Raw genomic sequence first — 19,481 nt, 5'->3', positions numbered from 1 at the left:
GCCGCAAAGGTTCCCGCCAGCCGCCCCGGCGTTGTTTCAGAGTGGCCGGCGACGGGCGTACCGCACGACAGTCACGCCCGGCTTGGCCTGGCGCGTGGAGGGCATCACCAGCACGCAGTCGTCATAAGGCGTAACGACGGGCTCGCCCTCGTTCCAGCCAATCACGGTGCCTGCGCGTTCGATCACTTCGAGGCCGGTGAAGGGCTGCGCAAAGCGGAAGTCTTCGCCGCGCGCCACCACCGGGCCGGTCACGTCCAGCGCCCACTGGCGGGGCGCATCGGGTTGCAGCCAGCCGGGCAGTTGCTGCGCGATGGCGTCGTCGCCGAGCGTGCCGGCGGCGCGCAGGAAGCGCGCGCACTGGTCCTGCGCCACGGTGCGGCTGGCCGGATCGCCGTGGAAGCCGCATTCGACCAGCAGTGCCAGCGCATCGCTCTGCGCGTCGGCATCGGGCGCACCGAAGCGGCCGAAGTCGCGCATGCGCACGCCGTCCTTGTGGCCCGCGTCGATGACCACGTGCTCCGGGCTGCGCATCGCCTGCGCCAGCACCAGGTTGCGCGGCTGGATGCCGGTGAGCGTCAGCGGCGCCGAAGGCTCGTGCATCGAGTGCAGGTCGAGCAGCCAGTCGGCCTGCGTCACGTAGGGCTGCAGCGCGGCGGCACGGCGCCGCTCCCGCGTGCCGCCGGCCTCGATGCGATCGGGCAGCCACTGGCGGTTGAGGTCTTCGTCGACGAAGCGCGAGGCATCGTGATCGGCCGCATCGAAGGTGTCGAAGGCTTCCAGGTTGCAGAACGCGAGCGTGAGCTTGCCGCGCTGCGGACGCACGCCCGCTTCGAGCAGGCCCTTGAGTGCCCAGGCGCCGCACACCTCGTTGCCGTGCACGAGCGCGCTGATCATCACGTGGCGGCCGGGCGCGTCGGCCTCGAAATGCCAGACGCCTTCGACGCCGGTGTTGCCGGCGCGCCAGGCGGAAAGGTCGGGGGCGGGGAGTTCGAACAGCGTGGACAAGCTCATTCCTTGATGTTGGCGAATTTGACGATGGTCTTGTACTTGGCGGTCTCGGTGACCAGGAACTTGTCGATGTCCACGTTCGACGTCGGGACGACCGAGCTGGTGGCCTCCATCTTCTTGCGGAAGTCGGGCGACTGCAGGGTTTCGTTCAGCGCGGTCTTCAGCTTGGCGAGCACCGGCTCCGGCAGCTTGGCCGGCCCCATCAGCGCGAACCAGACGCCGATGTCCAGCCCCTTGAGGTTCGGGTTCTCGCTCAGCGCCGGCAGGTCGGGCGTGATGGCCGAGCGCCTGGCCTCGGTGGTGCCCAGCGCCACCATCTTGCCGCTGCGGATGTAGGGCAGCGCGCTGGAAAGAACGAACACGCCGAAGTCGATGTTGCCGCCCAGCAGGTCGTTGGTGAGCGGTGCCACGCCGCGGTAGGGCACGTGCGTCATGAAGACGCCGCCCTGCTGCTTGAGCATTTCGCCGGCCAGGTGCAGCGAAGTGCCGACGCCCGAGCTGCCGTAGCTGTACTTGCCGGGGTTCTTCTTCAGCAGCGCGAGGAATTCGCCGCTGTTCTTCACGCCCACGCCCGGCGCCGCCACCAGGACCAGCGGCTGCGAGGCGATCAGGCCGATGGGCGTGAAGTCCTTCGGCTCGTACTTCACGTTGCTGTTGACCAGCTTGTTGATGGCGATCTCGTTGCTGGCACCGGCAAGCAGCGTGTAGCCGTCAGGCGCGGCATTGGCGACCTTCTGTGCGCCGATGGCACCGCCGGCGCCGCCCACGTTGTCGATGATCACCGGCACGCCCAGGCGGTGCGACAGCTCGACGCCGAGCGCGCGGCCGGTCAGGTCGGTCGAGCCGCCCGGCGGGTAGGCCACCACCAGCGTGATGGGCTTGTTCGGGTAGGTCTCGGCGCCGGCCGGGCCGGACGCTGCCCAGGCAAGGCCGCACAGGGCGACGGCAAGACAGGAGGAAAAAGGACGGGGAAGACGCATCGTTGCCTCGGAGTTGTAGTAATCCCGGGGATTTTGCGGAGCCGGCCCTGCCTGCGCGGTGCCGTGCTGGCACGAAGCCGTGCCGATTGGGTTGAAAAGGGGGCGATGCGGGGTCAGCGCGGGGTCATGGCCCGCCACACATCTTCGGCCAGCGGGCCCAGGCGGCGCTTCGGCCGGTACAGCCGGACTTCGAAACGCGCTTCCATCCGCCGTCCGCCGGCCTGCACCAGCCGGCCCGACTTGCAATCGCCTTGCACCATCGACCACGGCAACCACGCCACGCCCAGCCCCCTGAGCACGTATTCGTAGAGCGCGTCGGCCGAATCGCATTCGATGCGGCGCTTCAGGCGCGGCGCCTGCGGGTTGTTGGCGAGCAGGTCTTCGACCATGCGCCCCATGGCGAGCGTGCGAACGTACGACAGGAACGGCACCTCGCCGGCACCGTCGAAACTGTGCACTGCGCGGCCCTGCGCGTCGGCGAGCGACACCGGCACCAGCTTGTCGGAGGCCACCGTCACATGGGCGAACTGACGCCCGTCGAGCCGGAAGGTGAGCGCGGCGTGGTGAAAGATGAGCGAGAAGTCGACCTCGTTGTGCTCGAGCATCCGCACGGTTTCGGCCAGCGCGCCCGTCAGCACGCGCACCTCGCCCTGGCCCAGCACGGGCTGCAGCCGCACCAGCCAGTCGGCCATCACCGTGCGCGCCAGCGTGCGGCCCGTGACCACCGTCACGGTGCGGGCCTGCCGGCCGGCCACGTTGTGCACTTCCTCGCGTGAGCCTTCGAGGCTGCGCACCATCTGGCTGGCGTTGTCCAGAAAGCTCTCGCCCGCGGCCGTCAGCACGACGGGCGAACTGCCGCGCTCGATCAGCGTCGTGCCGGCCCACGACTCGAGCGCGCGGATGCGCCGCCCGAAGGCTGGATGCGTGACGTGCCGAAGCTCGGCCGCGCGCGTGAAGCTGCGCGTCTGCGCCAGCGCGATGAAGTCTTCCATCCACTTGAATTGCATGGTGTGTGGCGCGGCTCGCGGGTTGCGTGCGTGTGCTAGTTCAGGCCCGCCACCGGGTAGCGCCGCCATTCGGGTTCCGCGTGGCGCTGTCCGTGCGCAAAGATGTAGCGCAGCACCGCTTGCGGATCGGAGAGCTTGTCGGGGTTGTCCCGCTTCCATTGCTCGAAGCCGGCCTTCAGCAGGGGTTCGTCTTCCAGCATCTGGTGGGCCGTGTCCTCGAAGACGTAATCCGAGAAGCCCGCCTTCTTCTCCAGCACGCTGTTGAAGAAACCCCAGCGAAAGAAGCTGTCGTGGGCTTCGGGCTCCAGCGTCTCGACGACGTAGCGGGCCTTGGGTTGGTCCAGGGAAACACGCACGTCGCCGGCACGGGCGTGCACGGTCTCGGCTCGGGTCGCGAGCACCACTTCGTCATGGAACATGTGCCCTTCGTACGGGCCCGCCCGCGAGACCACGCTCTGGATGCGGTAGACCCTCGCGGAATGAAAAACCTGGTCTTGCGTCAGCCGCTCCAGCGTCACGCCGTTCCATTGCAGGCGCTCGATCACCTCGCGCCAGGCCTGCGGAATGAGGTAGGCCTTGGGCGCAGTGGCCGAGGCGTCTTCGAGGTAGCGGTCGAAGTAGGGGATGTCTTTTTCCCACGGCTGGTTGCGGTCATAAGACAGGCGCTGGTAGGTGCCGAGGCTGCTGGGCGTGCGCACCGCCCGGTACCCCTTGAAGCGCAGGCTGGCCGGCTGGCCGAGGTCAGACCTCCACAGCAGGGGCCAGTGCACTTGCCGTGCGGCACCGGCCTTGGCCTCGCGCCGCAGCGCTTGAATCTGCGCCGCATGCGCCACGGTGAAATCGAGCACCACCTCGACCAGCGTGCGCATGGACGCCACGCGATCGGCGTAGGGCTTGAGCATGTGGGTCTCGGGCATGAAGCCGATGGTGTGGTGCAGCGCTGCATAGCCGGTGGAAAAGCGCGGCAGGTCGAGAAAATCGGCGATGCCGTCGTCCGGCGTCTCGGCCACGCAGTTCACATACGGGCTGGTGGGCCATCCGCGCCGGTCCATGCCGCCGTAGATCGCCGGCAGCATGCGCTCGCGCAGGAACTGGCCGAGCCCCGCGCCCAGCTTGTCGGGCTGGGTCGGAATCAGCGTCATCGTGCAGGCGTAGTCGGCGCCGTTGGAGGTGTGCGTGTCGACCATCACGTCCGGGTCCCACGCGGTGAAGAAGCGGTTGAACACCTGCGCGGCGAGGCTGTCGCACTTGATGAAGTCGCGATTCAGGTCCAGGTGCCGTCCGTTGCCGCGAAAGCCGAAAGACTCCGGCCCCTGCTGGTTCGGGCGGGAGGTCGTCTGGCGGTTGAGGCAACCGTCCACGTTGTAGACCGGAATGAACAGGAAGACCGTGTTGCCCAGCGCGGCCAGCCGATCTGGCTGCGTGCAGAAATCGCGCACCAGCGCCATGCAGGCGTCGATCCCTTCGGGCTCGCCGGGGTGGATGCCGTTGTTGTTGAAGAACACGGGCCGGCGCTGGCGCTGCAGCGCTTCGCGGTCGAATTCCCCATCGGCCGTCACCACGCCGGCATGGATCGGAATGCCGTTGTCCGACACGCCGATCTGCGCCCAGCGCAGCACCGTCGGAAAGTGCCCGGCCAGCCGTTCGTAGAAGGCGACGCACTCGGCCCAGGTAGCGGTCTGGTTGTGGTTGCCGCTTTCGTACGGCGTGGGGTAGGCGTTGTCTTGGGTGGCGGTCATGGACGAGTTCTCCGTTTCGGTTACTGGCGTTCCAGCGGAAGTTCGTAGCGTGCAAAGGAGGTGGCCCCTTTGCGGATCTCACTGTGCAGCGAGAACCCGAAGCGCTCGTAGAGCGAGCGCAGCGGTGCGCGGTCTGCCACGCAGTCGAGCCGCAGATGCTTGAGGCCCAGGCTCGAGGCACGTTCACGCGCGAAATTCAGCAGCGCCGTCGACACGCCGTGCCCCGCCCAGCGCCGGCCCACCGCCAGCTTGTGGACGAAGGCCGAACTGCCGCTCTCGATCTCGGGCCAGAAGTGCGGGTCTTCCAGGTCGAAGCGCATCACGCCCGGCGCCTCGCCGTTTTTCCGGGCGATGAAGTAGCGCCCGGCGTCGGTGTCGCGCTGCACGCGCTCGAGACCGGTGTCGGCAGCCGACCACAACGGCCGGCCTGCGGTGGCCAGCCACTGGGCGGCTTCGGTCAGGACGGCCGCAACGGTGGCTGCTTCTGTGGGGTGGGCTTGTTCGATCTGCATGGGGCGCAAGCATAAGCATGCGCCGTGCATCGGTCGGCCCTAGGCGTGGCGGACCACATGGAACCCTTCGTCTTTTGATGGCGCGACGAAGTGGCTCGTGATCAGGTCGAACTGCGCATCGCTCGTCTCGAACGGGTGCTCTCCGCTGGCGTTGCGTGCCCGCAGCCGCTGCTTGCAGACCGCGTCGGGCACGTCCAGAAAGTGAAGCTGGTGCGCCGCACCGGCCGCCTCGAAGATGCCGCGCGCCCAGGCCCGGTTGCTCACCGTGTTGGCCGGAAAGTCGAGCACCACCGAAACGCCGGCGGCCAGCAGCGCCGAGACGTGGCCCGCCATCGCCTGCTTCAGTCGTCCCGAGGTGCGCACGTAGTCGGGCAGCTCGCGGATCTCGCCCGGGTACAGCGCATCGAGCCAGGCGTCTTCGCTGATGAGCACCGTGGCGGGCTCCAGCGCAAGGCGCCGGGTGAGCGTCGATTTGCCGGCACCGATCTTGCCGCAGACCATGTGAAGCGTGGCGGGCGTCGATGGGGTCAATTTCATTTCATCTCCTGTGGCTTTGGAACAAGACCCCAGGAGACAAAAAACCCGCCTCGTGGGGCGGGTCGTGTGGCGTGAACTTCTTCTTCGGATCGCGCGCTAACCCACCATCTTTGCGATGGTGCGAATAATCGACGCGATCCGGAGGCAGGCCATGGGCCGAGGATAGCCGAGGCCGAAGCCTTCAGTCATGCAGCGACGACAAAAACTGCTTCAGCTCCGCTGTCTGCGGATTGCCGAACAGCTCTGCCGGCGGACCCATCTCGTGCACGCGGCCCTGGTGCATGAAGATCACGCGGTCGCTGACCTTGCGCGCGAAACTCATCTCGTGCGTGACCATCAGCAGCGTCATGCCTTCGTCGGCCAGCGACTCCACCACGCGCAGCACTTCGCCCACCAGTTCGGGGTCGAGCGCCGAAGTGATCTCGTCGCACAGCAGCACCGCGGGCTCCATCGCGAGCGCGCGCGCAATGGCCACGCGCTGCTGCTGGCCGCCCGACAGTTGCTCGGGCATGGCGTCGAATTTTTCCGCCAGCCCCACGCGCTGGAGCAGCTTGCGCGCCTGCGAGGCGGCTTCGGTGGCCGAGCGCTTCTTCACCAGCGTGGGCGCGAGCATCACGTTCTTGCCGACCGTGAGGTGCGGGAACAGGTTGAAGCTCTGAAAGATCATGCCCACGCGCTGACGCAACGTGCGCATGGCCATGGCGCTTTCGTGCAGCAGCGGCTTGCCGTCGACGGTGAGCGAGCCTTGCTGAAACACCTCCAGCCCGTTGATGCAACGCAGCAGCGTGCTCTTGCCCGAGCCGCTCTTGCCGATGATGGCGATGACCTCGCCGCGCTTCACGTCCAGGTCTATGCCTTTGAGCACTTCGTTGGTGCCGTACGACTTGCGCAGCGCGGTGATGCGCACGATGGGCGCGCCCACCGAGGTGGCGGGCTCCGGTTGTTTTTCAAGCACGGCGGCCATGGGTCTTCCTCTCGAGGTTCTTGGCGTACAGGCTCACGGGGAAGCACAGCACGAAGTAAAGCAGGGCCACGCAACTGAACACCACGAAGGGCTGGAAGGTGGCGTTTGAAATCATGCTGCCGGCCTTGGTGAGTTCGACAAAGCCGATCACCGAAGCCAGCGCCGTGCCCTTGATGACCTGCACCAGAAAGCCGACCGTGGGCGCGATCGCGATCTTCACGGCCTGCGGCAGGATCACGTGGCGCATCTGCTCGCCGAAGCTCAGGGCCAGGCTGCCCGAGGCTTCCCACTGGCCCTTCGGAATCGAGGCGACGCAGCCGCGCCAGATCTCGGTGAGAAAGGCGCTGGTGTAGAGCGTGAGCGCGACGCTGGCCGCAGTCCACGCCGACACGTCGATGCCGAACAGCGCAATGCCGAAGTAGGCAAGAAAGAGCTGCATCAGCAGCGGCGTGCCCTGAAAGAGCTGCACGTACAGGCCGACGGCCTTGTCCGCGACCTTGCCGCCGCGCATGCGCAAGAACAGCAGCAGCGCCCCCACGATGCCGCCGCCGATGAAGGCAATGAGCGAGAGCACAACAGTCCAGCGCAGTGCCATCAACAGGTTGCGCAGGATGTCCCACAGAGAAAAATCGGTCATGGCGACGGGTTCCTGCGTTCAGCGGCCGAAGAAGAACTTCGGCCCCGCCCAGTCGAGCAGCCGCCGCAGCGCCACCGACAGCGCCAGGTAGATCAGCGTGGCGACGATGAAGGCTTCGAAGGCGCGGAAGTTGCGGCTCTGGATCAGGTTGGCCGCGTAGCTCAGCTCTTCGGTCGAGATCTGGCCGCACACCGCCGAGCCCAGCATCACGATGACGATCTGGCTCACCATCGCGGGCCACACCTTCTTCAGTGCCGGTGGCAGCACCACGCGCAGAAAGACCTGCGCCTTGCTGAGCGCCAGGCTCACGGCCGCCTCGATCTGCCCTTTGGGCGTGGCCTCGATGCCGGCGCGGATGATCTCGGTGGAGTAGGCGCCCAGGTTCATCACCATCGCGATCACCGATGCGACTTCGGGCGAGAGCTTGACGCCCGCGGCCGGCAGCCCGAAGAAGATGAAGAACAGCTGCACGATGAAGGGCGTGTTGCGGATCAGCTCCACATACGTGCCCACGATGAGCCGCAGCCAGCGTGGCCCGCCTGAGCGCGCCCAGGCGCAGAAGGTGCCCACGGCCATGCCCAGCACCGTGCCCACGGCCGTGAGGCCGACGGTCCACGCCACGCCGCGCAGCAGCAGCGGCCATTCGGCGAGCACCGCGCCAAAGTCAAACTCGATGTTCATGGCCGCGCGATGCGATCAGACCGGCAGATCGCCGGCGGCTTTGCCGAGCCACTTCTTCGACATGGCGTCCAGCGTGCCGTCCTTCTTGGCGGCGGCGATGATCTCGTTGACCTTGGTCTTCAACGCGGTTTCGCCCTTGGCGATGCCGACGAAGCAGGGGCTGTCTTTCAGCAGCAGCTTGAACTCGGCGCTCACCTTCGGGTTCTTGGCGAGCATGTCGCCAGCGACGGCCGCGCTGGTCGCAAGGGTTTGCGTCTGGCCGGCCACGAAGGCCGCGATGGTCGCGTTGTTGTCCTCGAAGCGGCGGTAGTCGACGTTCGGCGGCGCCACCTTGTTCAGCTCCTGGTCTTCCATCGCGCCGCGCGTCACGGCAACGGTCTTGCCGGCCATCTCGGAGAAGTTGGTGAGCTTCATGCTCTTGGCGGCGTACACGGCCTGGAAGAAGGGGGCATAGGCCGAAGAGAAGTCGATCACCTTCTCGCGCTCGGGGTTCTTGCCGAGCGTGGAGATCACGAGGTCGGCCTTGCGCGTCTGCAGGTACGGGATGCGGTTGGCGCTGGTCACGGGCACCAGCTCGACCTTCACGCCGAGCTTGGCGGCGATCAGCTCGGCCATTTCGACGTCGAGGCCCTGCGGCTTCATGTTCTTGTCGACCGAGCCGTAGGGCGGGTAGTCGGTCGGCACGGCGATCTTGATGGTCTTGGCCTTGAGCACGTTGTCCAGGGCGTTCTGGGCCTGGGCGGCACCGGCGGCGGCCAGCATGGCGACGGACACCAGCGCGAGCGAGAGATGGCGTTTGGACGAAGAGAAGTTCATAGCAGGGCTCCTAGGTAAGTCGAAGAATCTGTGGCGTCGTCGGGGGAGGGCGTGGCGGCCTTGTTGCGGCGCCTGGGTTTTGCGGTCGCCGTGTTCTGCAGCGGCGCCAGCGCATCGCGCAGCTGCGCGAGCGGATCGCTGGGCGCCTGCACCCGCAGCGCCGACTGCACCGTGCCGATGTGCTCGGCCATCAGCGCCTCGGCGGCGGCGTGGTCGCCGCGCTCCAGCGCCACGACGATCCGTACGTGGTCTTCGCACGACTGCACCGCGTCGTGCGTGGATTGGTAAAGCATGGCGATCAGCGTGGTGCGCGCGGTGAAGTCGCGCAGCGTGTCGGCCAGCAGCGTGTTGCCCAGGCACTCGGCCAGGCACACGTGGAAGTCGCCCAGCAGAAAGCTGCGGTTGCCGACGTCGCTTTCTTTCAGTGCGGCCTTTTCACGCTGCAGGTGCGCCTTCAGTTGGCGCAGGGCGGCCTTGTCGATGCGGCCGGTGCTGCGGATGAGGCCCAGCTCGATCACGCGGCGTGCCTCGAAGGCTTCACGCGCTTCGTCCTGCGAGGGCTCGATCACGAACCAGCCGCGCCGCGCGCTCACCGTGACGATGCCGCGCGCCGCCAGCCGGGTGAGGGCTTCGCGCACGATGGTGCGGCTGCAGTCGAACAGCATGGCCAGCTGCTGCTCGCCCAGGCGCGAACCCGGTGCGAGCTTCTGCGCCATCACCGCCTCGACGATGCGCGCACTGATTTCGGATGCGGATGTAGACATTCGCCTGCATACCAGCAGCTTTTGTGCCAACTGGTATGCAAGATCTGTGCACCGAAATGGATCGGTGCCGTGCGGCGCGTGCCTTGGGGCGGGACGCGATGCGCCCCGTCAGTGCGCCATCCGCCCGCCCTTTTTTCTCTTCGGAGGCGCGATCAACTGGCCAGCGTGGCCTTCAGCGTGATCTCGGGCACGCTCGCGAGCGCCTTCGACAGCGGACAGCCGGCCTTGGCGGCGGCCGCGATTTCCTGGAACTTCGCTTCGTCGAGGTTGGGCACGGCCGCGTCCAGTTCGAGCTGGATGCGGTCGATCTTGAAACCGGCGCCGTCCTTGGCTAACCGCACGGCGGCCTTGGTGTCGATGCGTGTCGCGGTCAGGCCCGCCGCTTCCAGCGCGAAGGCAAAGGCCATCGTCAGGCAGGCCGCATGGGCCGCGCCGACGATCTCCTCGGGGTTGGTGCCGCGCTTGTCGTCCTCGAAGCGGCTCGCGAAGCCATAGGGGTAGTCCTTCAAGGCGCCAGTCTCGGTGCTGATCTGGCCCTTGCCGGTCTTGCCGGCGCCTTCCCAGTGAACGCTTGCGTGCTTGTCTGCTGCCATGGTGGGTTCCTTCGGTGGTTGGGTGGATGGGGTCGTGAAAGAGAGCGTCAGGTATCGCGCGGAAAACCGGCCGTGTCTGTAGTCGCACGGCGCATCCGCCATCTGCGGCGAGTGTGAGAAGAAAGGGCGTCGCCAATGTGACGCACCGGGGGCTTCCCCGATGGGAGGCGTGGCCGGGGCGGCTTAGGCTGGTGCGTCTTCCTTCGCCTTCCTCCCGTTCTTTTTTCTTCTCCCTTCCCCGCCGTTTTCACCATGCAACAACGCCCGCACTACAAGTTCTGGCCCAAACGCCTGCCGCATTCGATCACCGTGCCCGCCACATCGATGTGGCACAACCTGGCCACCTCGGCCGCGCGCTACCCGGACAAGCCCGCGCTGGTGTTCTTCGGCCGTGTGGTGAGCTACCGCGATTTCGCCGCCCAGGCCGAGCGGCTGGCCGGCGCGCTGCATGCGCTGGGCGTGAAGCGCGGCGACCGCGTGATCCTGGACATGCAGAACTGCCCGCAACTGGTGATCGCGCATTTCGCGATCCTGCGGGCCAATGCCGTGGTGGTGCCGGTCAACCCCATGAACCGGGCCGAAGAGCTCAAGCACTACATCACCGACCCCGACGCCAAGGTGGCCTTCATCACGGGCGACCTGGCCGGTGAACTGGCCAAGGCCAGCAATGCCCTGCCGCCCGAGCAGCGGCTGGCCCACATGATCGTGACCCAGTTCACCGACGCCTTCGACGCCGACGCTTCGGGCGACGACGCCCCGGCACCTGCCTGGAAAGACTGGCTCACCACCCGCCATCCGCTGCCCGCGCTGGACGGCGGCAAGGTCATCGCCTGGACCGATGCGCTCGAGGCCGGCCACCCGCCGCCCGAGCACGTGGTGGGCGCCAACGACATGGCGCTGCTGCCCTACACCAGCGGCACCACCGGCCTGCCCAAGGGCTGCGTCCATCACCATTCGAGCCTGATGCACAACGCCGTTGCCGGCCAGATGTGGGGCGGCTCGACCTCGGAGGCGGTGGTGCTGGCCGTGGTGCCCATGTTCCACATCACCGGCGTGGTGAGCATGATGCACACGGCCATCCTGGCGGCGGCGACGCTGATCATCATGCCGCGCTGGGACCGCGACGTGGCCGGTCGGCTCATCTCGCGCTGGAAGGTGACGGCGTGGACCAACATCCCGACCATGGTCATCGACCTGATGGCCAGCCCGAACTTCGCAAGCTACGACCTGTCGAGCATGAACTACATCGGCGGCGGCGGCGCCGCGATGCCGCAGGCCGTGGCGCAGCGCCTGCTGGAGCAGTACGGCCTGAAGTACCAGGAGGGCTACGGCCTGACCGAGACCGCCGCGCCCTCGCACACCAATCCGTCGGACAACCCCAAGCAGCAGTGCCTGGGCATTCCGTTCATGAGCACCGACGCGCGCGTGGTCGACCCCGACACGCTGAAGGAAATGCCCATCGGCGAATCGGGCGAAATCATCATCCACGGCCCCGAGGTGTTCCAGGGCTACTGGAAGCGCCCCGACGCCACGGCCGCCGCCTTCGTCGAGTTCGAGGGCAAGCGCTTCTTCCGTTCGGGCGACATGGGCCGCATGGACGAGGACGGCTACTTCTTCATGACCGACCGCCTCAAGCGGATGATCAACGCCAGCGGCTTCAAGGTCTGGCCGGCCGAGGTCGAACTGCTGATGTTCCGCCACCCCGCGATCCAGGAGGCCTGCGTCATCTCGACCAAGGACGACTACCGCGGCGAATCGGTCAAGGCCGTGGTAGTGCTGCGCCCCACGCACAAGGACACCACCGAGCAGCAGATCATCGACTGGTGCCGCGAGAACATGGCGGTCTACAAGATCCCGCGCAAGGTGCAGTTTGTCGATGCACTGCCCAAGAGCGGCAGCGGCAAGGTGATGTGGCGCCTGCTGCAGGAAGACGAGAACGGGGCGAAGAAGTAAGCAGAGCAGGCCCGCCAAGCCTGCCTGCGAAAGCTACCGGGCGCTGGGGCTCTGCTTGCGCCCCAGCGACTTCAGCAGCGCCTGCGCTTCTTTCCTGCCATTCGGCGTGATCGAGGGCGACGCCGCCGCCTTGCCCAGGTAGTGAACGACCTTGTGGTCGTTCCGGTTCGCCCCCTCCCACAGAAAAAGCCGCCCCAGTTCCAGCGCCGCGTCGCCGTCGCCTTGCGCATAGGCGCGCTCGAACCAGAACCGGGCCCAGCGGAAGTTGCCTTCGTCGCGGTAGCAGATGGCGAGGTTGGCGCACCCTGCCGCGTCGCCCGCCTTGGCGGCCTTGCGGTACCAGTCGCGTGCGGCTGCGGCGTTCTTCTTCACGCCGATGCCGTGGTCGAGGAAATAGCCGACGCTGTTCAGCGCGTGGATCTCGCCCGCCGCCGCGGCCTTGAGGAACAGCGAGAGCGCCTTCTTGTGCGCACCGGCATCCCATGCGTCGTTCGCCGCGAGGAACCAGTCGTCCTGGGTGGGTTCTTGCATGGTGCGTGCTCTCCTTCGAAGCGCTGCTCAAAAGAAAAAGTCTGTGTACCGATTCGTTCCGGCGAACGGATCACTTAGCCTCGATCGGTTTCGCCATTCTGCCTACCTCCCGTTTCTTCTTCATGCTCCTGCGCGCGCTGCTGCTTTCCGGCCTTCTTGCCTTTTCTCCTCTCCTGACCCACGCGGCCCCCCGAACCTGCCTTGTCGTCGGCATCAGCGACGGCGACACGCTCACCGCGCGCTGCGGCCGCATCGGCGCCTACGAGCGCGTGAGGGTGCGCATCGCGGCCATCGACGCGCCCGAGAAGGCGCAGCCCTACGGCCAGCGCAGCAAGCAGGCGCTGAGCGACCTCTGCTTTCGCGAGCAGGCGCTCATCACCGCGATCGACACCGACCGCTATGGCCGCACCGTGGCCGACGTGAGCTGCAACGGCGAAGACGTCGGCAGCCGCATGGTGTCGCAAGGCTGGGCCTGGGTCTACGACTACAACCGGCTGGCCACCAGGCGCGGTGGCGGTCTGTTCAAGCTGCAGGACGGCGCGCGGGCCAGGCGCCTGGGCCTGTGGGCCGACGCCAGGCCGACCCCGCCGTGGGATTGGCGAAAGCGCCAGCGGGCGCAGCAACCGCACTGGGGCGGTTTTTTCTAAATAGCCGGGTAGGGCGCGCGTGCACCGCCTCGCGCGGTGCCCTCAGCAACTGCGCGAGTACCAGCAGCGCACCTCGGGCATGAACAAGCCCAGGGCGAAGCTGATCGCGCAGAAGACCAGCATGATCAGCGCCGCCATGCGCAGCCCTTCAGCGTTCCATCGCGGCGCGAAGGTGCTGACGATGAAGCCCGAGAGAAAGGTGCCTTCAAGCCAGGCCGCGCCGCCCCAGCGCAGTATCCAGAGCCAGAGCGTGGCGTCGAGTGCGTGGAAGACGGTCCACCAGAACAGCGACATGGCCGGTCAGGATTCGCCTTTGCCTTGAACATCCGCCACCACGCGCGCATTGCGCTGGAAGCTCCAGTAGGCGCCGGCCCAGTCCATCATCACGACGATGCGGTTGCGAAAGCCGATCAGGAAGTACGCGTGCGCGAACAGCCAGAACAGCCACGCGAGCCGGCCGCTGAAGCGCAGCGGGCCGAAGGGCGTGCCCAGGTCCACCACCGCCGAATTGCGGCCGATGGTGGCAAGGTTGCCGTAGTCCGCATAGCGGAACGGCACGGTCGGCTGGCCCGCGATGCGGCGCAGGATGTTCGCGGCCGCGGCGCGGCCCATCTGCTTGGCACCGGGTGACACGCCGGGTACCGGCCTCGGCGGCTTGCCGGGCGCGTGGCTCATGGCGGCGGCCAGGTCGCCCACCACGCTGATGTCGGGGTGGCCCGCCAGGCTCAGGTCGGGCTCGACCTTGATGCGGCCTGCGCGGTCGCATTCGACGCCGGTGGCGGTGCCGAGCATGCGCCCCAGCGGCGAGGCCGCGACGCCGGCCGCCCAGACCACGCAGCTGCTATCGATTCGGTAGCTCGTGACGGCCGTGCCGTCTGCGCCGCCACCGGTCTGCACTTCGAGCCCGGTGGCATCGATGGCGGTGACGCGCGCGTTCAGCCGCACTTCGACGCCCAGCTTCTCGAGTTGCTCCAGCGCCTTCTGGCTCAGCGATTCGGGCATGGCCTGCAGCACGCGCGGACCGCCTTCGATCAGCAGCACTTGCGCGCTCGATGGATCGATGTGGCGGAACTCGCCCGAGAGCGTGTGCTTGGCGATCTCGGCCAGCGTGCCGGCCATCTCGACGCCCGTGGGGCCGGCGCCGATCACCACGAAGGTGAGCAGGGCGCGGCGGTGTTCGAGGTCGGCGGTGATCTCGGCGGTTTCGAACGACAGCAGCACGCGGCGGCGGATCTCGAAGGCATCGGCCAGCGTCTTCAGGCCGGGCGCAACGGGCGCCCATTCGTCGTGCCCGAAGTAGCTGTGCGTGGCGCCGGCGGCCACGATGAGGTGGTCGTACGGCACCTGGTCGCCGTTGCCCAGCTGCACCGAGCGCGCGGCCGGGTCGATGGCGCTCACTTCGCCCAGCAGCGTGGTGATGCGCGGCTGCTTGCGGAACAGCGAACGCACCGGTGCCGCGATCGACGGCGCGGCGAGTCCGGCGGTCGCCACCTGGTAGAGCAGGGGCTGGAACAGATGGTGATTGGTCTTGTCGATCACCGTGACATCGACGTCGGCGCCCTGCAGCTTGCGCGCCGCTTCGAGTCCACCGAATCCGCAGCCGACGATGACGACGCGGGGCCTGTCCGAAGGGTTGGTCGTTTGCATTCGACGGATGATACGCAGGCGTTTTGCACGCCCCGGAATCTTGTGCCACAGTGGCTGCCCGTCGAATTCACGGCTGCGGGCCCGCGGCGTTTTGTCCTACGCACCGCCGCAACCCGAATGGGCTAAAACTTGCGGCTGACCTCACTGGAGACCCCATGACGCTTTCCCAGCCGATCACACAAGCGGCGGGCGCACTGCGCGACAAGTTTCGTGAGGTGCGCGCCATGAGCCTGGCGCTTGCCGCGTCGCTCTCCGCCGAAGACCAGTGCATCCAGTCGATGCCCGACGCGAGTCCGACCAAGTGGCACCAGGCACACACCACGTGGTTCTTCGAGACCGTGCTGCTGCAGCCGCATGCGGCGGGTTACCAGGCTTTCGATCCGCGATTCCATTACCTCTTCAACTCGTACTACGAGGCGCTGGGGCCGCGCCATCCGCGGCCGCATCGCGGGCTGCTGACGCGGCCTTCGGTGGACGAGGTGCATGCGTACCGCCGGCATGTGGATGAAGCGGTGGTCGCGCTGCTCGAAGAAGAAAGCGGGCTGGACTGGGGCGCGATCGAGCCCATCGTCACGCTCGGGCTCAACCATGAGCAGCAGCACCAGGAACTGCTGCTCACCGACATCCTGCATGCGCTGTCGTGCAACCCTTTGCTGCCGGCCTACAAGCCCGTGAGCGGGCCCGCATTGCGGTTGGCCGCCGTGCCGCCTGCGGTGCGCTGGCTCTCGCGGCCCGGTGGCGTGGTCGAGGTGGGGCATGCGGGTTCCGATTTTTCTTTCGACAACGAAACGCCGCGCCACCAGGCGCTGGTGCAGCCCTATGCCATCGCCGACCGCCTTGTGAACTGTGGCGACTACGCGCAGTTCATTGCCGATGGCGGCTACCAGCGGGCCGAACTGTGGTTGTCCGATGGCTGGGCTACGGTGCAGGCGCATGGGTGGCGCCATCCGGCGTACTGGCTGGCGCCCGACGATCCGCGTCTGGGCTTCGGGCTGCAACAACAGCCATCGCAGCAAGGTGCTCCTGCAGCCGGCTGGCATGTGTTCGGTCTGCACGGCGTGCGCCCGATGGAGGCCGATGCACCGGTGGCGCAACTCAGCTTCTACGAGGCGGCCGCGTACGCCGAGTGGGCCGGTGCGCGCCTGCCGACCGAGTTCGAGTGGGAAGCCGCATGCGATGCGCCCGGCATTTCGCAGATGACCGGCCATGTCTGGCAGTGGACGCGTTCGTCCTATGACCCGTACCCCGGCTTTCGTCCGATGCCCGGCATCGCGGCCGAATACAACGGCAAGTTCATGGTGGGGCAACTGGTGCTGCGCGGTGGCAGCGTGGCCACGCCGGCCGGGCACACGCGGCCCAGCTATCGCAACTTCTTTCCGCCGGCGGCGCGCTGGCAGTTCTCGGGGCTGCGGCTCGCGAAAGACCTTTGATCATGCGCAATCCAAACACCTCGCCTTCGTCGCTGTCGTTCGTGTCCGCGAAGCCGCAACAGCAAAAGCCGTCGCAGTCGCCGCGCGCGCCATCGGCGAGCGAGCCGCTTTCCGAGTTTGGGCGCGAGATGCAGGCGGGCCTGGCGCGCACGCCGCGCAGCATCTCGCCCAAGTTCTTCTACGACGCTGCCGGGTCGCAGCTGTTCGACCGCATCTGCGAATTGCCCGAGTACTACCCCACGCGCACCGAACTGCGGATTCTTGGTGAGTGCGCGGGAGAGATCGCAGGGCAGATCGGGCCGAATGCCGAGATCGTCGAGTTTGGCGCGGGGTCGTTGACCAAGGTGCGGCTGCTGCTCGATGCGCTGGAGACGCCCAAGCGCTATCTGCCGATCGACATTTCAGGCGAGCACCTCGAGGCTGCCGCCGAACGGTTGAAGGCGGACTACCCCAAGCTGGTGGTGCAGCCCATTGCGGCGGACTACACGATGCCGCTTGTGCTGCCTGCGCCGATGGTGGGGGCGGGGCGGCGCGTGGGGTTCTTTCCCGGGTCGACGATCGGTAATTTCGAACCCGAAGAGGCGCTGGCGTTTTTGCAGTTGGCTGCGCGGATGTTGCGTGGCGGCGGGCTGCTGATTGGTGTCGATCTGGTGAAAGACCCGGGGCGGCTGCATGCGGCCTACAACGATGCGCAAGGGGTGACGGGGGAGTTCAATCTCAACCTGCTGCGTCGGGCCAATGCGGAGCTGGATGCGGACTTCGATCTGGATGGGTTCGCGCATGCGGCGTTCTACAACGCGCCGCGGCAGCGGATCGAGATGCATCTTGTGAGTCGCCGGGCTCAGAGCGTTTTCTTGAATGGGGAACGGTTCGGGTTCGAGGAGGGGGAGACGATTCATACGGAGTACTCGCACAAGTTCACCGTTGAGGGGTTGCGTGCTTTGGCTGTGCGGGCCGGGTTTCGGCCTAGGGCTGTTTGGACGGACCCCGAGAGGCTCTTCAGCGTGCACTGGCTGGCTGCTTAGTTTTGTTTCCCGGGGCCGGGTCTCGCCCCGGCGGGCGACTTACTTTCTTTTGCTTCGCCAAAAGAAAGTAAGCAAAGAAAAGGCGACCCTGCTGTCTGCGTCCCTGCGCTTCGCTCCGGGCAACCTGCGGTGCTCACGTTTCGCGGGGTCTCGCCCAAACTCGCTTCGCTCAAACAAGGGCGAGCCCTGATCCGCGAAACGCTCCGCTCCTCGGCGCAGCCAGAAGGGCTTGGAAACCGACGGGCCGTCGCTTCGCTCGGCCCTGCAACCGCCAACGGACAACCGGCAACGGGCAGCACGCCCAACTCCACTGACCCCACACTGCGCTGACGCGCAGCACACCACCAACGCCAAGCTTCAACCGCCATACCAAGGCACTGCAGGCGCGAAGCGCCAGCAGTGCCTTGGAGGCCGAGCGAAGCAAAGGCCCGAGTGGTTTCGAAGCCCCTCTGGGCGTGCCGAGGAGCGGAGCGTTTCGCGGATCAGGGCTCGCAGCTGTTTGAGCGAAGCGAGTTCTGCGAGACCCCGCGAAACGTGAGCACCGCAGGTTGCCCGTAGCGAAGCGGAGGGTCGCGCACAGTGGGGTCGCCTTTCTTTTGCCTACGTTTCTTTGGCGAAGCAAAGAAAAGTAGGTCGCCCGCCGGGGCGAGACCCGGCCTCGGGAAGCAAACCCCCAGCAGCGAAAAGCAAGCCCGCAACCGAAGCACTCCAAAAGCCGAGGGAAGCAAAACCCCCTGAGAAAACAAACAAACCAATAAGGTTCATACAAACCACCAAAACAGCAGCCAAACCAAGCAACGGCACAATACCCAAGCCCCGTGCGGCAGCGCAACGGCCAGCGCCCCCGCCACCCCTCCCCCTGGAGACCAAGACCATGAAAGCAACCTGGAACGGCGTCACCATCGCCGAAAGCGACGACACCGTGCTCGTCGAAGGCAACCACTACTTCCCGATGAGCTCGCTCAACCGCGATCACGTCACCTTCAGCAACCACAAGACCACCTGCCCCTGGAAGGGCACCGCGAACTACTACTCGCTGCTGGTCAACGGCGAGCTCAACACCGACGCCGCCTGGTACTACGCCGACCCGAAGCCCGAAGCCGAGGAAATTCGCGACCGCGTCGCGTTCTGGAAGGACGTGAAGGTCGCCGCGTGACAACGGCCGCATTCACCCCACCATTCATCGCCCCGGCCGAACTGCCCGCCGCATTGCGCGAGCAGGGCTACGCGGTGCTGAGCCCGCAAGGCGTGTCCGACTGGCTCGGCGTGCCGCTTGAACAACTCAACGCACTGCACGCGGACTGGAACGATCTTCCGCCCGACGACTACCTGAAGGACGGCGGCCGCTATCGCACGCGGCGCCATGCCTGCTTCACCGTCGAGGCCGACGACCACACCACGCTGCAGCAGGTGCCGCATCGCGCGCACTGGCAGCCGGTGGAATACAACGCGCTGCACGGCGGCATGCAGCGCTGGTTCGCGCCGATGCTCGACGCCACGGTGGCGCAGCCCGTGTGGCAGCGGCTGCTGCAGCAACTCGGCAAGGCCAGCAGCGACATGCGCGGCGCACCGCAACGCTGGTACGTCGAGGCGCACCAGTTCCGCATCGACACCGCGGGCGGCATCGGCCGGCCGACACCCGAAGGCGCGCACCGCGACGGTGTCGACCTGGTGGCGGTGGCGCTGGTCGCACGCCATGGCATCAAGGGCGGAGAAACGCGTGTGTTCGAGGCCAACGGCCGTCGCGGCGAACGCTTCACGATGACCGAGCCATGGACCCTGCTGGTGCTCGACGATGCGCGCGTGATCCACGAGTCGACGCCGATCCAGCCGCTGGAAGAGGGCGGCGAAGGATGGCGCGACACGCTCGTGATCACCTGCAGAGCCAAGGGTTTCCAGGGGGACTGAAGCCCCGCGCGACGCGCGCACGCAGGCCGTGTGCCGTCGCTGGCTGGAGTCCTACAGCCACCCCTGGGAACAGAGGTTAAATTCGGGGCCCGGCTCGACATC

The 19,481-nt window shown here is 66.9% G+C and carries 21 protein-coding genes; 6 read left to right on the top strand and 15 right to left on the bottom strand.

The window, feature by feature from the left end; genetic code table 11:
* Positions 1-36: 36 nt before the first annotated feature.
* The 12 genes from ACGLHS_RS24255 to ACGLHS_RS24200 all read right to left on the bottom strand — a co-directional run bounded on the left by ACGLHS_RS24255 (position 37) and on the right by ACGLHS_RS24200 (position 10,238).
* On the bottom strand, positions 37-1,011 hold the full coding sequence (locus ACGLHS_RS24255) for a succinylglutamate desuccinylase/aspartoacylase family protein (RefSeq protein WP_394483932.1): 975 nt from the start codon (positions 1,009-1,011) through the stop codon (positions 37-39).
* Positions 1,008-1,988, bottom strand: coding sequence for a Bug family tripartite tricarboxylate transporter substrate binding protein (locus tag ACGLHS_RS24250; protein ID WP_394483930.1), 981 nt, complete (start codon positions 1,986-1,988; stop codon positions 1,008-1,010). Before ACGLHS_RS24250 ends, ACGLHS_RS24255 begins: the two co-directional genes overlap by 4 nt.
* A 113-nt stretch (positions 1,989-2,101) precedes the next feature.
* Entirely contained in the window at positions 2,102-2,995 is an 894-nt protein-coding gene (locus ACGLHS_RS24245) for a LysR family transcriptional regulator (protein WP_093239003.1), read from the bottom strand.
* A 35-nt stretch (positions 2,996-3,030) separates the two neighbouring features.
* Entirely contained in the window at positions 3,031-4,734 is a 1,704-nt protein-coding gene (locus ACGLHS_RS24240) for a M14 family zinc carboxypeptidase (RefSeq protein WP_394483928.1), read from the bottom strand.
* A gap of 20 nt (positions 4,735-4,754) precedes the next feature.
* On the bottom strand, positions 4,755-5,246 hold the full coding sequence (locus ACGLHS_RS24235) for a GNAT family N-acetyltransferase (protein WP_394483926.1): 492 nt from the start codon (positions 5,244-5,246) through the stop codon (positions 4,755-4,757).
* A 39-nt stretch (positions 5,247-5,285) separates the two neighbouring features.
* Positions 5,286-5,783, bottom strand: coding sequence for an AAA family ATPase (locus tag ACGLHS_RS24230; protein WP_394483924.1), 498 nt, complete (start codon positions 5,781-5,783; stop codon positions 5,286-5,288).
* A 181-nt stretch (positions 5,784-5,964) separates the two neighbouring features.
* A complete protein-coding gene (locus ACGLHS_RS24225) occupies positions 5,965-6,747 on the bottom strand; it encodes an amino acid ABC transporter ATP-binding protein (RefSeq protein WP_394483922.1) in 783 nt (260 codons plus the stop codon).
* A complete protein-coding gene (locus ACGLHS_RS24220) occupies positions 6,731-7,384 on the bottom strand; it encodes an amino acid ABC transporter permease (protein ID WP_394483920.1) in 654 nt (217 codons plus the stop codon). The genes ACGLHS_RS24225 and ACGLHS_RS24220 overlap by 17 nt, the downstream gene beginning before the upstream one ends.
* Before the next feature lie 18 nt (positions 7,385-7,402).
* Complete coding sequence (locus ACGLHS_RS24215) at positions 7,403-8,065, bottom strand: amino acid ABC transporter permease (protein WP_394483918.1); 663 nt, start codon at positions 8,063-8,065, stop codon at positions 7,403-7,405.
* Between the two features lie 15 nt (positions 8,066-8,080).
* Positions 8,081-8,881 (bottom strand): transporter substrate-binding domain-containing protein, encoded by an 801-nt coding sequence (locus ACGLHS_RS24210; protein ID WP_093239014.1) that lies wholly within the window; start codon positions 8,879-8,881, stop codon positions 8,081-8,083.
* Positions 8,878-9,645 (bottom strand): GntR family transcriptional regulator, encoded by a 768-nt coding sequence (locus tag ACGLHS_RS24205; protein ID WP_394483916.1) that lies wholly within the window; start codon positions 9,643-9,645, stop codon positions 8,878-8,880. The genes ACGLHS_RS24210 and ACGLHS_RS24205 overlap by 4 nt, the downstream gene beginning before the upstream one ends.
* A 152-nt stretch (positions 9,646-9,797) precedes the next feature.
* Positions 9,798-10,238 (bottom strand): OsmC family protein, encoded by a 441-nt coding sequence (locus ACGLHS_RS24200; RefSeq protein WP_093239017.1) that lies wholly within the window; start codon positions 10,236-10,238, stop codon positions 9,798-9,800.
* A 252-nt stretch (positions 10,239-10,490) separates the two neighbouring features.
* Between ACGLHS_RS24200 and ACGLHS_RS24195 the strand changes: the two genes are divergently transcribed.
* The gene (locus ACGLHS_RS24195) at positions 10,491-12,191 is read left to right on the top strand and encodes a long-chain fatty acid--CoA ligase (RefSeq protein WP_394483914.1); all 1,701 of its coding nucleotides are present in this window, start codon (positions 10,491-10,493) and stop codon (positions 12,189-12,191) included.
* Positions 12,192-12,224: 33 nt separating this feature from the next.
* Here the strand turns inward: ACGLHS_RS24195 and ACGLHS_RS24190 are convergent, their stop codons facing one another.
* Positions 12,225-12,722 (bottom strand): tetratricopeptide repeat protein, encoded by a 498-nt coding sequence (locus ACGLHS_RS24190; protein WP_093239020.1) that lies wholly within the window; start codon positions 12,720-12,722, stop codon positions 12,225-12,227.
* 122 nt (positions 12,723-12,844) lie between these two features.
* Between ACGLHS_RS24190 and ACGLHS_RS24185 the strand changes: the two genes are divergently transcribed.
* Positions 12,845-13,369, top strand: coding sequence for a thermonuclease family protein (locus tag ACGLHS_RS24185; protein WP_394483911.1), 525 nt, complete (start codon positions 12,845-12,847; stop codon positions 13,367-13,369).
* A gap of 42 nt (positions 13,370-13,411) precedes the next feature.
* Here ACGLHS_RS24185 and ACGLHS_RS24180 read toward each other — a convergent pair whose 3' ends face one another.
* Together ACGLHS_RS24180 and ACGLHS_RS24175 are read right to left on the bottom strand one after the other, a co-directional pair.
* Positions 13,412-13,663 (bottom strand): hypothetical protein, encoded by a 252-nt coding sequence (locus ACGLHS_RS24180; protein ID WP_093239023.1) that lies wholly within the window; start codon positions 13,661-13,663, stop codon positions 13,412-13,414.
* Between the two features lie 6 nt (positions 13,664-13,669).
* Positions 13,670-15,016, bottom strand: coding sequence for an NAD(P)/FAD-dependent oxidoreductase (locus ACGLHS_RS24175; RefSeq protein WP_394483909.1), 1,347 nt, complete (start codon positions 15,014-15,016; stop codon positions 13,670-13,672).
* 155 nt (positions 15,017-15,171) lie between these two features.
* Here ACGLHS_RS24175 and egtB point away from each other — a divergent pair, with 155 nt between their 5' ends.
* The 4 genes from egtB to ACGLHS_RS24155 all read left to right on the top strand — a co-directional run bounded on the left by egtB (position 15,172) and on the right by ACGLHS_RS24155 (position 19,379).
* Positions 15,172-16,446, top strand: coding sequence for an ergothioneine biosynthesis protein EgtB (gene egtB / locus ACGLHS_RS24170; RefSeq protein WP_394483907.1), 1,275 nt, complete (start codon positions 15,172-15,174; stop codon positions 16,444-16,446).
* A 2-nt stretch (positions 16,447-16,448) separates the two neighbouring features.
* Positions 16,449-17,471, top strand: a complete 1,023-nt coding sequence (egtD, locus tag ACGLHS_RS24165; RefSeq protein ID WP_394483905.1) for an L-histidine N(alpha)-methyltransferase — start codon at positions 16,449-16,451, stop codon at positions 17,469-17,471.
* A gap of 874 nt (positions 17,472-18,345) precedes the next feature.
* Positions 18,346-18,627 carry a DUF427 domain-containing protein gene (locus ACGLHS_RS24160; protein WP_093239030.1) on the top strand — a complete coding sequence of 94 codons (282 nt, stop codon included), beginning with the start codon at positions 18,346-18,348 and terminating at the stop codon, positions 18,625-18,627.
* Positions 18,624-19,379, top strand: a complete 756-nt coding sequence (locus tag ACGLHS_RS24155; protein ID WP_394483903.1) for a 2OG-Fe dioxygenase family protein — start codon at positions 18,624-18,626, stop codon at positions 19,377-19,379. Before ACGLHS_RS24160 ends, ACGLHS_RS24155 begins: the two co-directional genes overlap by 4 nt.
* Positions 19,380-19,481: the final 102 nt, after the last annotated feature.

Source organism: Variovorax sp. VaC1, from assembly GCF_043658315.1.
In the GTDB taxonomy this organism is placed as follows: domain Bacteria; phylum Pseudomonadota; class Gammaproteobacteria; order Burkholderiales; family Burkholderiaceae_C; genus Variovorax.
This window is presented reverse-complemented; position numbering and strand designations above follow the sequence as displayed.